Raw genomic sequence first — 15,396 nt, 5'->3', positions numbered from 1 at the left:
CTCTTATCCCCTCTAGCCTCCGCGTCACCGAGTAACGTTATTATAATGGGAACGCTATCCCCAAAACGTATTCTCTTTTCAAAGAACTGTTTATAGGAATAGCTTATAATTTTCACGGTTTTATTTAGTCCCCCAAAAAGTTCGCATTTTGTTCGCTATTTTTAGATTATCCCTAATGCCGTAGCAATCAATTTAACCGCACTTTGCTTCTTCTCATAGAAATATGTCTTCTTGAGTAGTAGATTATGATAAACATCCGAGTCTTTTACCCTTTCGTTTGTCAGAAACTTCCGCTCTACAATATTACGCTCATCTTCATCTAATAAATTGTTAAGTGCCTTTTCAACCTGCTGCACCTTCCATTTACTCGTGTTCCTTGAATCACGTATTTCCGGAAACAAGCTGATTCCTTCTTGCTCCACTTCATTACTAAATCGCATCTTGAGTGCCCTGTATTCCTTTAAAATGCTCACTACTTCCTTCTGTACTTTCTTATCATCGATATCCGGTAACAAAGATAATTGTCTCTCCAAGTTCGAATCCCCCTATTTCAAATTTAGGTTTTTATATTCACATCAGGTACGTGAAATTTTACTATCAAATTACTGAATAAGGGAACGATGACTACAATACAGCCCCCACCACACTGTTAGTCATTGTTCCGCTATCCATTAAGCCTTTAGCAATTTACGTTTCTTGTTATTCATCTTCTCTTTTGCTGCTTCAATGTTATTTGCTACCCTTGTATGGTCCTGATCAATTTGAATCATGCCTTCTAACATCGCTGGAATTATTCCTTGTTCATCGATGTATTGCAAGTAATCAACTGGCGCTCGTTCTGTCTGCTCTCTGTATAGACTTCTTGCCCTTTGGTTGTCGCGACATCCTTACATAAGATTGGATGATTGATAGTGGTACAACAAATACCGACTTATCCTTACTAAACTCTATAAGAAAGAAGCATATTGCTCCCATCTTTTCTACTTTCTCCAGATAATCCAAYTGGTGCYGCGCAATGTTYTTTAAATCAAAKCGATTAGCATTTTCTGTAGACTTCGCYTCAAAYGCKATAGCTCGTCCYTTATACACRCCGTCATAGTCTACTGTACTYTTAGCTTCATAGAATCCATTTAGTACACGGCCACCTTTACTYTTTAACACCTTCACAGGAGTCGGACGCTTGTTTATAAGYGCCACTCYCCCTCTTTGATACATTTCATTCGCTAGATTGATAATCTTTTCAAATGCCATTCCACGGTTACCTTGTCCCATTTTTATTCCTCGCTTTCTATTCAAAGGATTATTTTGTTCAGATTCTGAAAGAATGTTAATATTCTTCATAAAGGAGGTCTACTGATGAAAAATTCATGGAAGAAAGTTTCTTTTATTGCTTTCATAGTAATTGTCCTTTTAATAATTTTATATTTTGGCGGTATGTCACTTTTTTAGAACCAGCCTTGAATAAAACCCAATATTCCGTCAATACTGTAGATGACATTAGATTTTCTCCTTGTTCCCCCTTGGAGAACCGAGCAGTTAGCTTTTGCTAGCTGCTCTTTGTTTGTAAAAAGCACTCAATTAACTGGGCATACATATAATATTCTGTGTTCCTCTCTCTATACATTGAAATAGTCTTTACAAATGGATAATCTCGTCACAAGAGCACTTTATTAAGTTCTCTTTTTGGGTTTTAAACTAATGAAAAATGAAATTTTTACCATAAAGGTAATTGTTAAATATTTTACGCTTATACAGTATAATAGGATAGTTATTGTGTATTGGCATTAAGGGGAGCGTCCTGATTAAGCGCTTCTCTTTTTTTATAAACCAGCATTTTTATTGTAATCTTCCTCTGTATATCTTCTTGATCTGCGCTTCAGTGAATCCCTCGTACACAGAGCAAACACTTCAGGAAACTCACTTAAACACAAATCGATGATAGTATTATCTGTCGTGCGTATATAAAAGTACTTAACCAATCCGATGTAATCATGGTGTAGGTAATAACTCTTAATCTCGTAGTGATAGTTATTAGCTTCCAAGACTTCGTACAATTTGTTTTTCGTTTCATCCATATCGAACATGGATAACTGCCCTTCGATCTCCACTTGTTCTAACATTTCCCCATTCCCCTTTCGGTTAAAGCAGCGTTTTTGTTCAAAATGATGCCCTATCCATTTGGACACATTTACCAGTGTTTTTACCAAAAAATTCATGATATGGTTAATTAGTCGAGTACGTCATTACTTGACGATTACCCTTAGAGGCCCCGCAGACAATCGGGGTTTCTTTTATTTAAATAACGATTTTGTTCACTTTTATAGCTTACTATTCCTCATAGTTGTGTTTTTCTTCTAGGACTTTTATAAAGTTAAAGTGTCCATCGAGATAACAATCATTGATATAACCCCCAAAATATATTTCATTAACTTCGCTTAAAGTAAAATTTTCATTTTTTCATTCAACCAAGTTCATAACATATTCTTTTCCTCCGATAAAATAATGATTAGGTGCCCCACGCGCATTTTATCCACTGGAAATAACACCTTTTACGTACTTAACTATTAGAAACTTCATTTCTGCTACTTCTGCAATAGCAATTTTGTTCACTTTTTTGATACATTTATGAAACATTCACATGTTATCTTCAATACGTTCGATCCTTTTTATAAAACCGTGTGAGATATACCAAAACAAGAATCCCTAGAGCCCTAACTCTAGGGACTCTTGTTTTTAAATAAGGATTTTGTTAAATATACAATTGAACCTTTTTACACTCTCCATATTACTAGCCCACGAAATATTCAGAAACCTTATGAAATTGTAATAATAATGTAAGGTTTCTCAATATGAACCAATGTATTTATGTAGTAAACTATTTATCGGCAATACATATAAAAGGAGAAACTTTTATGACTTTTGAAGACAATCGTAAATTAGGCATTCAACAAGGGTGTATAGTAATAACAGATCAATCACAATATCTTGTTGTTAAAAAGAATGAAAATTATTCTTTATTAARCATCGCAACTGCGGAATGCATAAACTTTGAAGTTTCACTTGAAMATCTTGAAGAAATGGTCCAWGTAGATTTAAAAGAAAAAATTCRAGATATCATTCCACCAGAGAATATTAAAATCGTAGCTCAAAACAGAATATAAAATGTATTTTCTAAGAGCACTTTCTTTAGTGCTCTTTTTTCGTGAATAGTTTCAAATAACTATTTTATTAAAAATCTTTAATGAGCTAATCCTTACAGTTTTGTAAGACTACTGTCACTAAAATCAATTTTTTCACTACAAACTATTTACCATGATTTTCCTTATACACAAACAATAAGGAGCGATTTAAAAATGTTTTTTTCTCAATTAAATATTGATGCTTTTCGAGCTATCAATAATTTAGGGAAGCAATATTCATCCCTAAACTCCACTATGGTATTTTTAGCGGAATATATGGTGTATTTTTTAGGTTTAATTATTATTGCTTATTGGTTTACTCAATCTAAAAAAAACAAAATGATGATTATTCAAGCAATAGTTGCTTTCGTAACTGCTGAAATAATTGGAAAATTAGCAGGGAATTTGCATTTGAATTATCAACCATTTGCAGTATTACCTAATGTTAATAAACTTGTCGATCATGCAGTAGATAATTCATTTCCTAGCGACCATACGATTCTATTTTTTTCAATTTGTTTTTCATTCTGGCTTGTTCGTAAAAAGGCTAGATGGTTATGGCTTGTACTTGCATTCTGCGTAGCTATTTCTCGTATTTGGGTAGGAGTTCATTATCCTTTTGATGTCATAACAGGAGCTTTAATAGGAATTATTTCAGCACTATTTTCATATTGGTTAACACCGAAAATTACATTCATCAAACAATTACTTAATCTTTACGAAAAAATAGAACAAAATGTAATACCCTCCAAAAACAAGTCGAAAAACTTTTGATTAATCTCACAAAGCTAAAAAGATTACATATATTACCGAGTATTTTTCAATATTGTCTTGATCGAAGAGCGCTCCCTTGGGCGCTCTTTAATTTTAAAATAACKCTTTKRTTRARATCTATGAATCCATTTCTTAGGTGAAARACTTTTATAGAACTACCTTTTTTGGACAAATTTACCGGGTGAATTAGCGGAAATTTCGTGTTATTCTGAACTTGTTGAATAACCCAATACATTCAACAATGCTCTTGATTGCATACTTAGTATGCAAYCATCCATCCAGATACCTTAGCTAATACTTCCCCCTAATCGTTGTTATAGCTAAGGTATCTTTTTAGAYGCCCTGTGTGCAGGGCTTTTTCATTTCAGTGATGATGCTCTTTATCCCATCTAATTATCGATGCTTTCAGTCCAATTTCTTAATAAAATTCAAATTTGATTAAAGTAACTGTGTTTTTCGTTCTTCCATACGGATTACTTTTCCACTTTGAGGTGGTTSTATTAGTTGGACCTGACCATTTTTAACAACATATATTCCGTTTATTTTCAAATCTATTTCAGCTGTCATTTCTACAAGATTTTCTTTTCTAATTCCCACCAAGATCACTCCCATATGTTATAATTACTTTTTCGAATAATTATGTCGAGAGCAATCTCGGCTTTTTTGTTTGTCTACAAATATCGCACAACATTTTCTGGAACAAATGATTGTTCAAGTGATAAATGAAGCCGTATTGGAATAGGCTTTTTTTCATCCCKTGCTCGCTTACAYATYTCYTCWGCTTCTTCCCAATCAAATTGTTTAYCCTCCACTCGCTTATAACGCCAAATYCCAATTGTRTAATCYTCAAATAAYTCRTAACGCTYATCAGGCGCTGTCGTTGGTTTTAATTCATCAATCGCTTTGGCTTGACGTGRTATTTGTACAACAACGTCGGCAAAACGTAGTTTAGAATTTAATCGATGATCATGAGCCTTCTTAAAATCAAATGATACAACTGGTTCAACATCAAAGATTGTTAACTGCTTTGGCATTGCTTTTCCCCTCCAATACATGCAAGCTTGCAATTAAGATTCCTTCACGCTGCGTTAACGTTAGTGGTTCTGGTGCAAATACTTRGGAAAGATATAAAGAGGCGAAAAGTTTCCTAGTGRAATCTAGTCTTAAGCARCAATTCCAAATAGTTGATGGATGAACTYCACTTGATTTTGGGCAGACTTGTCCAGTAAAATAAGTTACCTTTTTTTACCATATGCATAGCTTCTATTCCAGAAATAATGGMTGTAGCTGTACGAAAGGATTTCAATCCTARCATCGAACGAACTCGCTTTTTAATAAATCGATGATCTTGTTCCACTATGTTATTGAGATATTTCACTTGCCTTAGTTGGATGCCTAATGGCATCTTTTTTTCTTTTCTCAATTCTTCAACTGCTATAGGATAAGCTGGGTTCTTATCGACTGTCTCGACACGAGGCTCAGAAATATGAAAAGACYGCAAAGCYTTCTTGAAGAATCGCTTTGCAGYCTTRTGGTTTCTTGCTTTGCTTAGGTAAAAATCGATGGTATTTCCTTTCGAATCGACAGCACGATACAGGTAACATCCATTGACTTTTTAATTTGATATATGTTTCATCAACTCTCCAAGAGTCATTGGTTTGCTTGAGATGACGACGGATTCTTTTGTCTAATTCAGGACCATACTGATGAACCCAACGCATAATCGTTGTATGAGCAACGGATAAGCCCCGTTCCTCCATCATTTCCACCAAATCACGAAATCTCAAGTTGTACCGTAGGTACCATCTTACTGTTTGCAAAATAATATCATGATGATAATGCTTCCACTTGAATAAATTTCGCTTTTCCATACTGATCACGCACCTTTTTAGAGTAATMGTATCAGTATGTCCAAGATTTAGAGATTAMYTGMAATTATCTTGAAGTTTTCGCACCAGAACCAGAAAAAGGCACCTAAAAGGCGCCTTCTTCTTATGAGATAAAAATTATTTAGCTAGTTATGAAATAATTATTCTCTCAAATAGACGATATCATCAACTTATTGAAATTGTTTTCCATAAGGATAACGAGAATATCCAATTCGAATCTCCATTTCCTTGGTAACTTTGAACAGCTTCATAGATTTTCCCTTGATACTCTACTCTATCCCCTTTTGTATATGCTTTCCTCGGATCCCATTTTTCATAAGAGGTATTTTGCTCTTTTGTTTTTATACTAAGAACACTACTTTGAATAGACTGATTTCCAGCTGCATCTATAGCCTTCACAGTATATTTGTATTCCATGTTAGCAGTCAGTTTACTATCAGTAAATGTGGTTCCCTGTACCGTTTGAATGAATCTTCCGTCACGTAATATTTGATATTCTTTCACACCTACGTTATCTGTTGATGAATTCCATTTTAACTCTACGCTATTTGTAGTAATGTTGGCTGCTTGTAATCCTTCAGGCCGTGTAGGAGCTTCCGTATCTGGGCTAGGGTTAATAATTTGATCAACTTTCTTAAGACCATTAACTGTAACTTGATACACTATCTTCCTACCAAAGCTCTCCTGTATATTTTTATCCACATTTATAAGAGTCGCCCGGTTTCCACCCTCTAAATGTGTAAACTCAATATAGTCTCCGACTTTCATCGAAATTTTTTGTGTTTCAGCATTTTGTTGCCTGTTTCCATAAATATCTTTATTATATACCACTTTTCCAGATGAATTTTGGACTTTCACACTCGCATATGTACTATCAAAGTAATGATGTGGTACACCTGCTTTTAATTGAATTTGCATTTCTTCTTTTGTCTTATTAAAATCCAATTTTGCAAACTCAAAATCTCCTATTCCTTTCATTGACCATACAAATTGGTTTCCCTCTAAAACATTATTTGATATATCTGGACTATATCCCAAATTTGACAGGATTGACTTTAAATCTGGCAAAACACCGATTTTATCTGTTAACGGATTTTGGGATTTGGTACCTGTATTTTGATTACTTAGTATATTTCTTAATTCAGCTGGTTTATATGGACGACCTAAATGTTCTTTAGCCACACCTTGTATTGAAGTCGCTGCTCCAGCAATAATTGGAGAAGCACTAGATGTACCACTAAAGCCTGTTGTATAGAGACTTTTAGTAATCCTATTAGGCTCAGCACGAGTTGTATCTACGTTTTCTCCCCAACCATAAACATCAATTCTACTACCATAATTTGAAAACCATAAACGTTTATGAGGAACAGTTGACGATGCGGCTCCAATCATTATAGCTCCTGAATCTTTAAAGTCCGGACTATTGCGATTTAATACCTGTTTTCCATTCCGATCTCTAAATTGATCAAGGTCATTAGAACCATTTGCCCCGGCTTCTATCACAATAATTCCTTTATCCGTTCCAGCTCGTATTGCATCAAAGATATCTGGCTGTACTTCAACAGGTAAATATTTATCTCCATATCCATCATATGAAGCTTGTGCCTCTAATAATAAAATATCCCCAGCTTGTAAATTATGTACAGCATTTATTATCGCATCAGCCGTATTATACGACCCATCACCTCTTATTTGGGATACTACTTTGACCTTAGCCTTTGGTGCAATTCCTATATTACCAATCTTATTATCTTCAGCAGAAACAATCCCAAGAACAGACGTTCCATGACCAACGTGTTGATCTATATTTCTACCAGATATAAGCTCAACTTTTTGATTTACTAAATCTTCATGGTCTAATAACCACCCATACTCCATATCTACAAAAGTAGTTCCTTTTCCATCTCCACCTTTAATGCTCCATGCATAAGATGCATTAATCCCATATGGTGCTTCCTTAAGATATCCCTGGTTTAAAAATCTTGGATCGTCGTAAGGGTTAAGCGATACAGTAGGTAATTGTACTTCTGGTAAAAGAGTTGGTTTTTCTTGCATATATACTTCTTCAACAAGATAAGATTTCTTAAACTTGTCCATCAATGTTTCAGCTGTTACTTTATTAGGTACTTCTACAATATAATAATCTAGTAAATTAGAAGATGATTTTTTTTCAGTTTCCCTCGTATCTTTATCAATATTTTCAATCTCTTTTGGGTCCACAGATGTAAATAAACGTTTTAATGTTAGCTGTGGAAATTCAGAAAAGATTTTTACTAATTCCAGATCGCTATCTTCGTTTTTTATTTGCTTCTCAAGTCCATCCTTATACGGGAAATTCACTTCACTTTTAAACTTTACAATAATTTGATCTTCTTCTTTAATATCTGCCTCAGATTGACTTATATTTTTTACAGGACCTTTCGAATCTGCATACACTACATTGGGATTTTCATGAAATTTAATTAGCTCTAATCCTGTAAAGGCCGTAAGTGCAATCGTAGAAATGAATATCCTTTTTATAAATTTCATAATGAATACCTCTATTCTTATTTCTTTATATAACAATTTACAGATTTTTAAAGGTTCTACTTTGAATAAATAACTCAACATCACTTGTGTGTATTCATAAATTATTTTAAAAAATCTTTTATTATACACTCAACAGGTTGTTTATTTTTTATATACAAATGAACTGTTAACACCTATACCCTACCCTTCAAACAACACAACAATTGTCCTCATGATATGAAATATAAGTGAAAGCCCTTTGAAAAACGCCAAAAATATTAAAAATTCACTTATAAATAACCGGATAATTTTATTTCTATATTACTTTATAAATAATTCTTTCTAATTGCTAATATTTTCATAGTAGATGGCGGCACGTTTTTCTAACCATATTAATCTTATTGGACAAAAAAATGATGAATGTGATGTTAAAACTAAGACAAGCTACCTATAATGGTAGTTGTGCAGTTTGTGAGATAGAAGAATGTAATTTGTATGCTACGATCTGACATAATTCTAATGGTATGGAATGTATATTTCTCCGTAAAAGTAACTTGCTTTTATCTTTTTTAAACAATTTATTGTATTATTTTCATCTAATTAGGCACAGAAACAATTTAAAAATTCTTACTACTTTTTAGGAAAAACGTTTTTAGGGTACATTTTAAAATAGCTCTTTTTCTTTRAAATGTTTCTGTGCTTAATATTTAAAATATCTTATGTCAAAATTTYCCGCAAYWAATATGTTAAATGATTYATAATTATATATAATATGGAATATTATACTCTATTAAATATAGCGTATTTAAYTTATTAKKAATTRATTTRTTAGTCTAAGTATGAATTATWAAGTATGTTTTGTTTAWAATTGTCACAATATAATTTTATMTTCGACGTTTTAATTACTTATAGAACATTTACATATGTTATAACTGTTATTTATGAGATAAAGAATCTCTCTACATATAAGATTTACTTAATTTAGATTTTTTCTCTCTCAATCATTTTGTCGAAAAAAGTCGAATTTTCATATTTTTTCTTTATCTTTTTGTTGTAAACGTTTTATTTTCGTGTTACCATCTTAATCAAACAATAGATGGTAACAAACTTAAAATATTTCTTTCCATTAGACACATATAAACGTTCGGTAACAACATGAAATTATGGTCAAAGAAATATGAACTACCTGATAAAATATTCAAAGGGATTTTTACCACCTAAATTTTCTGTTAATTCAGAATGTAGAACTTTAACATTTTGTCCCTAAGCAAAATTTACATTTTAGCGTGGTAAACCCAAAAAACTAAATCACCCACCCAAATTAATAAATGAAATGTCTGGTTATATCTAGTAATAAGTCATGAGAAAATGATTTCTTCCCTAAGAAAACTGAGCCAATTAATAAAAAGCATCTAAATTACTATCTATTGTTGATCACATATTTACCAACTATAAAAAAGAACCTACTCAAGGTTCTTTTTTATTTTAATCATTAGTATTTCAATTATTGATAATCATTGGTGTTGAATCTTTATTTCCTCAGCTGCAATCAAGCATATGCGTCCTTTTTATATAACAAGTTGTTTCATGCGATCCTATTTATTCTTAACATGCCTCTTTAACCTTTCAAACCTTCCACTCTTACATGAATGTCCCTCATCTTTTCATCCAAAGATTTTGCAGTTTTGGCCGCGTCAATAAGCTCTTGCTCCAGATAGAAAGGGATTTTTTTGTCATACTTATAATAAATTTTATGTTCTAGGCTAGCCCAAAAATCCATCGCTAAGGTTCGAAGCTGTATTTCAACATAAACAGTCTCTACTTTTTGGGATAGTGTTACAGGTATTTGTACAATTACATGTAAACTCTGATACCCATTTGATTTTGGATTTTCAATATAGTCTTTCACCTGTACAATTTTAATATCATTTCGTTTGGATAGCTGAGAATATATATCATAAATGTCATTTACAAAAGAACAAATGATTCTCATACCTGCAATATCATACAACTTTTCTCTTGAGTTTGACATTGTAGGAGAAATTCCTTTTCTATCAAGTTTTAGTTGAATACTTTCAAATGATTTAAGTCTCGTCTTAATATGCTCAATTTGATTATGGTTTTTTAAATACTTTGCTTCTTCAGCTATTATATTAATTTTGGTTGTCATTTCATCTAAAGCAAACTTATATGGTAGTAAAAATTGACCCCATTTTCTTACATCTTCCATGTTAATCCCCCTCTTATTTCAACTTTTCACATGTATTGTTCAATTGAATCAATCACATTAAAAACGTTCATCAGATAGACAGAAAGAAGATGCCTTAACTCTAAAAATTCTTCATTTTTTAAACAACTAATTTATGTTCTCAAGTCGATCATCTACTTGATTTGAAATTGGAACTGTTGTTCTTTTAAGAAAGAACGATAGAATAAATGCTACACCAGCAATAACAGCTGATACTAAAAATGCATCATTGATTCCTGAAATAGTTGCTTCCATGGAGATGTGCTGCTGTATTTTTGCTAAGGCTTCACCAGTAGGTGCATTTGTTAGCTTATTTATAGCATTAGACATCATTTCTTCTACATGTATTACTGTTCGATTAGACATAATTGTAACGAGTAGGCTACCACCAATTGCTCCTGAAACCTGTTGAATCGTACTATTCATTGCTGTTCCGTGTGGTGTGAATTCTGGTGGTAATTGATTTAAACCATTCGTCATAATCGGCATCATAACCATTGAGATACCAAGCATACGAGTTGCATATAACACAACTAAATGTGTATACTCAGTGGATCCCGTTAGTTGACTAAATAAAAATGTTGTAACGATTACAATAGCTAAGCCAATAAACGCCAACAATTTCGGACCATATTTATCGAATAATTTTCCTGTAATAGGCATCATAATCCCCATGATTAATGCGCCAGGTAACATTAGCAAACCAGAATCCATTGCGGAAATACCACGGATATTTTGTAAATAAATCGGTAATAACAGCATGGCAGAGAACATCGCCATGTTTAAAGCCACTGAAATAATTGACGATAAAGCAAACATTGGGTATTTATATACTCTAAAGTCGAGCATAGGCTCCTCAAGATTAAATTGACGAACAATTAACCCTACCAACGATGCTAGTCCAATAATAATGGTTAAATAAACATTAGGTGCACTCCATCCACTGTTACCAGCAGAGCTGAATCCATATAAAATACCACCAAAAGCCAAGGCTGATAAGACAACAGATAATCCATCAATATTGTCATTGCTTTTTTCTTTGTGATCATGTAATTTAAAGTATCCCAAAATCCAGACTAAAGCCATTATAGGAGCCATCATTAAGAAAAGTACCGGCCAATCATAATGTTGGATAACCCACCCCGATAATGTTGGTCCAATAGCAGGTGCAAAAATCATTACTAAACCAAAAATCCCCATTGCTGAGCCACGTTTTTCAGGTGGAAATGTTGTATATAAAACATTCATTAGTAGTGGCATAATTAAAGCCGCTCCTGAAGCTTGAATCATACGAGCCGAAAGTAAGACTGAAAAACTTGGTGCAAATCCACCTACTAATGTACCAATTGTAAACAACCCCATAGAGGTTAAAAATAATCGTCTAGCCGTATATTTTTTTATTAAAAATGCAGTAGTGGGAATTAAAATTCCATTTACTAGCATATATCCTGTCGATAACCATTGTACGGTTGAAGCACTCACATCAAAATCCTTCATGATAGATGGTAAAGCTATATTGAGCAATGTATTACTTAATAACGCTACAAATGCTCCTATCATTAAAATCGCTAATAAGCTAAAAGAAGCTTTTGTTTGTTTTTCTTTCATGTATATGCCCCCTTCTGTACTATCGGTTTATTTTTATACCTCAAGTCCAACAAGGTTAATGATATCTCATTAGCAATTAATTATCAACAAAAATGTACCGGTTGTCCAAAATTGTACTAGTTGTATTTTCTTTGTTACAATATATTTATTAATATAAGAGCATTACCTCTAAAGGAGCTTAGAATATGAATAAGAAGAAAAGAGACGTTTTAGATAAAGCACATGAGCTATTTATAGAACAGGGATATCACGCGACATCTATTCAAGATATTTTAAATCATAGCAATATTTCCAAAGGTTCTTTTTATAATTATTTTTCTTCCAAAGGCGAACTATTCAAAGCTGTATTTAAACTTATCCAAGAAGAGATGCAAGTGGAAAGAGACAAATTACTTATTGGAGAAGATTGTAAAGATATTGCTATCTATATAGAACAAGTCAGCCTCATGATGGAACTTAATAAAAAAAACAAGTTAATGCAATTAATTGAAGATGTGCTTGTATCAAACGATCCAGATCTCATACAATTTATTAAGCAGTCTAAATACTTATTTTTAAGTTGGGTGTATAAACGCTTTACAAATATTTTCCCCGAGGATAAATCAAATTATTTAGTGGATTGTGCGGTTATTTTCATAGGTATGATGCAGAATATTCTTCATACCAGTAATGCATGGAATCAAACAATTACCATAAAGCAAATTGTTACTTATTGTATGGATCGGATAATTATCATTTTGGAAGATATTAGTGAAAAAAGCATTCAATTATTTACACCCGCATATATAAATGAATTTTTACCTCAATCAGATTATAATGATTTTTTTAACAATGAATTTTCAATTGCTACGCTAAACTTAAAAAAAGTAATTGAGAAAAAAAATGGTTTCGAAAAGCAGAAAATGACAACATGTTTAAACCTGTTGTACTTTATTCAAGAAGAGATTATGTATAATAAAGCAGATTCAAGAAAATTTTTAATTGAAAGTGCTTTAACAACTTTAAAAAATAGTCCAGAAATCAATGCCACTCAGGAATATATACAATATGAACAAATTTTAGGGAAAATGGACTATTTTCCGATTTCATAAATTTCATTTTCTTCAATCTAAACTATATACACAAATTTAAAGGTATTCTTATAATGAAAAGACCCTATATCCTGTATATATAGGGTCTTCCAATATATGTTTTTTATCATCATATTTAACGTTGGATGATATTTCTCAGCTATTCCTCTCTGGCCTTTCAAAAGTTTCTTTACCCATTTGAATTAAGTTAATCCCTCTTACAAAAAAGATATCTGTTCTTACTCTGGCTTCATTCCTTTTGAAAAGTATTTTAACGTTTAACTCACATCTGATAGAGATAAGGAACTAATTTCTGGATTTTTGTTAACTCGGTTTATATAGGTTTCTTTTATTTACACTTGCGTACTTATATAGATACGGTGATGATTTTACTTTTTGTTTTTTTATTTTTATTTTTATTCCTATACTTTACACTACCTAACTCAATATAATCATAATATTCTAGAGCAACTTTTAAACCTTTATTTAATCTAACAATTACAGTAATATTATTTATATACACATATATACGGATTTTTGTGTAATTATCCTGTTTTTTATGCTATACTTATTAAGAATCGACAAACATGGTTTTCTTCTTATTCAAATTTAATAGTTACATCTACTTAAACAGATTGTATATTTTCAACCCAAAAAGACACCTTAAGGTGTCTTTTTTCAATATGTCCATGTTTTACTTGATTTGTTTTTATTTGTTAAAACAAGCAAAGTATTCACAGAAGTACTTTACTCATCATAATGTACAATTGCTATAATGTTCTTCTATGCAATCATGATTCTAAGATTTGTGCTTCTATAAGTCCAAAATTCCCATAACTTCTTTCGTAAATAGTTTAAAGTCTTTTAGATGTTTTTCAATAATTTGATGAACAATATCTAAGTTTACACTTTGATAATCATGAACAGCAATATTTCGAAATCCCACCATCGCCTTTAATTTACTTGCTAGCTCTGCGCTAAGTAAATCTGCTGCAACCAACAAATCAAAAGCGTCTCGACTTAATTGAGGTAATCCTAATTTTTTCCCTGCAACAATATGCATTGCTAATTCAATACTTGCTTCGCAAGCTCTTTGTATGTTCAATATTATAGAATCTTGCTTTGTATAATCCTCCAAATTATCAGGATTATTTCCATATACGTCCTGTATTCTTTTTATACACCGCTCTATTGTAGAAATTTTATTCAAAATGACTTCATTCTTCATAGATAGAACTTCTTTTCTTTATATCATCAAATACTATCTGGCGTTCCTCATTCAATTTTGAATACATTTTTAAAGTCTTCATTTCAAAAATGATTTTTCGTTCTTCATCAGAACAAAATACTGCCTTACCTGTATGTATAATCTGAGCTTGAAAAACTGTAGAAGCTCCTGATAAATCAACTAAATCAACATCTCTATGAACAATATCCGCTAACTCCTGTGCTAATAAAAAACGTTCATAATTCCCTAATTTTATGTCACTTAAAAACAGGGCCATAGGCGGAGTCTATACAACCCATGGGGCTCAAGCAACAATGTATGCAGTATATCATGCAATGCAACATATGCCATACTATCCTCATCCAGCTATACCTTATCATGAAACCGTACAATATTATCCAGCTATAGAATATACATCTCAAAGTATATATCCTACTACTTTACAACAATTCCATTTTATTAACATTCTCTTGTTTTTAATCTGTTCGGTTTGGCGACATGCCACCCCCCGCCGAAATCCATTCTTTGCGCTTTCCACTTGTTTTGGGGTGTGAGTGCAAAGAATGGGGTGAAGCGAAGCGAGGGACTAGCCACTTTTAGTGTCATAGAAATCTAGAGTAAGAGTTAAGTTCATGGACAGCCGATCTAAGCAGTTCGGTAGGTACAATTGCTAGTGCAAGTCGTGCTACCTAAATCCTACCTAAATCCTCGTTTTTGTTATTCCTTTTAGATATTAGTTTACTTTCATTTTATTATGAGGAAAACAAAAGACGACTTTACATTAGTCGTCTTTTAATCTAAAAAATCTATACAAAATCAATAAAATAATTAAGCATTTATTTTATTTAAAATTGAAATCTTATTAGTAGTAAATAGTACATAAATAGTACAT

General features: G+C 32.3%; 10 protein-coding genes and 5 pseudogenes. 4 read left to right on the top strand and 11 right to left on the bottom strand.

Annotated features, from left to right (window positions below; translation table 11 throughout):
* Positions 1–161: 161 nt before the first annotated feature.
* The 3 genes and pseudogenes from AC1DJR_RS04090 to AC1DJR_RS04080 all read right to left on the bottom strand — a co-directional run bounded on the left by AC1DJR_RS04090 (position 162) and on the right by AC1DJR_RS04080 (position 2,120).
* On the bottom strand, positions 162–533 hold the full coding sequence (locus AC1DJR_RS04090; RefSeq protein ID WP_078179034.1) for an ArpU family phage packaging/lysis transcriptional regulator: 372 nt from the start codon (positions 531–533) through the stop codon (positions 162–164).
* 138 nt (positions 534–671) lie between these two features.
* Positions 672–1,272, bottom strand: a pseudogene (locus AC1DJR_RS04085) (Holliday junction resolvase RecU).
* 564 nt (positions 1,273–1,836) lie between these two features.
* Positions 1,837–2,120: pseudogene (locus tag AC1DJR_RS04080) on the bottom strand (hypothetical protein).
* 792 nt (positions 2,121–2,912) lie between these two features.
* Here AC1DJR_RS04080 and AC1DJR_RS04075 point away from each other — a divergent pair.
* Together AC1DJR_RS04075 and AC1DJR_RS04070 are read left to right on the top strand one after the other, a co-directional pair.
* Complete coding sequence (locus AC1DJR_RS04075; RefSeq protein ID WP_477002068.1) at positions 2,913–3,161, top strand: hypothetical protein; 249 nt, start codon at positions 2,913–2,915, stop codon at positions 3,159–3,161.
* 192 nt (positions 3,162–3,353) lie between these two features.
* Entirely contained in the window at positions 3,354–3,953 is a 600-nt protein-coding gene (locus AC1DJR_RS04070; protein ID WP_078179032.1) for an undecaprenyl-diphosphatase, read from the top strand.
* Between the two features lie 438 nt (positions 3,954–4,391).
* On the opposite strand, the gene AC1DJR_RS04065 is transcribed toward AC1DJR_RS04070, so the two are convergent.
* The 6 genes and pseudogenes from AC1DJR_RS04065 to AC1DJR_RS04040 all read right to left on the bottom strand — a co-directional run bounded on the left by AC1DJR_RS04065 (position 4,392) and on the right by AC1DJR_RS04040 (position 12,206).
* Positions 4,392–4,550 carry a DUF3954 domain-containing protein gene (locus AC1DJR_RS04065; RefSeq protein WP_477002067.1) on the bottom strand — a complete coding sequence of 53 codons (159 nt, stop codon included), beginning with the start codon at positions 4,548–4,550 and terminating at the stop codon, positions 4,392–4,394.
* 74 nt (positions 4,551–4,624) lie between these two features.
* Positions 4,625–4,987, bottom strand: a complete 363-nt coding sequence (locus AC1DJR_RS04060; protein WP_477002066.1) for a cell division protein SepF — start codon at positions 4,985–4,987, stop codon at positions 4,625–4,627.
* Between the two features lie 129 nt (positions 4,988–5,116).
* Positions 5,117–5,824: pseudogene (locus AC1DJR_RS04055) on the bottom strand (IS6 family transposase).
* A gap of 183 nt (positions 5,825–6,007) precedes the next feature.
* Positions 6,008–8,371, bottom strand: a complete 2,364-nt coding sequence (locus tag AC1DJR_RS04050) for a putative mucin/carbohydrate-binding domain-containing protein (protein WP_477002065.1) — start codon at positions 8,369–8,371, stop codon at positions 6,008–6,010.
* A 1,597-nt stretch (positions 8,372–9,968) separates the two neighbouring features.
* Entirely contained in the window at positions 9,969–10,580 is a 612-nt protein-coding gene (locus AC1DJR_RS04045) for a GTP pyrophosphokinase (RefSeq protein ID WP_033728681.1), read from the bottom strand.
* Positions 10,581–10,706: 126 nt separating this feature from the next.
* The gene (locus AC1DJR_RS04040; protein ID WP_477002064.1) at positions 10,707–12,206 is read right to left on the bottom strand and encodes a DHA2 family efflux MFS transporter permease subunit; all 1,500 of its coding nucleotides are present in this window, start codon (positions 12,204–12,206) and stop codon (positions 10,707–10,709) included.
* Between the two features lie 185 nt (positions 12,207–12,391).
* Between AC1DJR_RS04040 and AC1DJR_RS04035 the strand changes: the two genes are divergently transcribed.
* A complete protein-coding gene (locus AC1DJR_RS04035) occupies positions 12,392–13,297 on the top strand; it encodes a TetR/AcrR family transcriptional regulator (protein ID WP_002204066.1) in 906 nt (301 codons plus the stop codon).
* Positions 13,298–14,090: 793 nt separating this feature from the next.
* Here the strand turns inward: AC1DJR_RS04035 and hepT are convergent.
* Positions 14,091–14,504, bottom strand: a complete 414-nt coding sequence (gene hepT / locus AC1DJR_RS04030) for a type VII toxin-antitoxin system HepT family RNase toxin (protein ID WP_429688923.1) — start codon at positions 14,502–14,504, stop codon at positions 14,091–14,093.
* Positions 14,494–14,772: pseudogene (mntA, locus tag AC1DJR_RS04025) on the bottom strand (type VII toxin-antitoxin system MntA family adenylyltransferase antitoxin); the annotation flags it as partial. The gene hepT and the pseudogene mntA, both read right to left, overlap by 11 nt.
* Between mntA and AC1DJR_RS04020 the strand changes: the two are divergent.
* Positions 14,759–14,967, top strand: a pseudogene (locus AC1DJR_RS04020) (hypothetical protein). The pseudogenes mntA and AC1DJR_RS04020 overlap by 14 nt on opposite strands.
* Positions 14,968–15,396 lie beyond the last annotated feature (429 nt).

This window comes from Bacillus sp. 05T31 (assembly GCF_056396725.1).
This window is presented reverse-complemented; position numbering and strand designations above follow the sequence as displayed.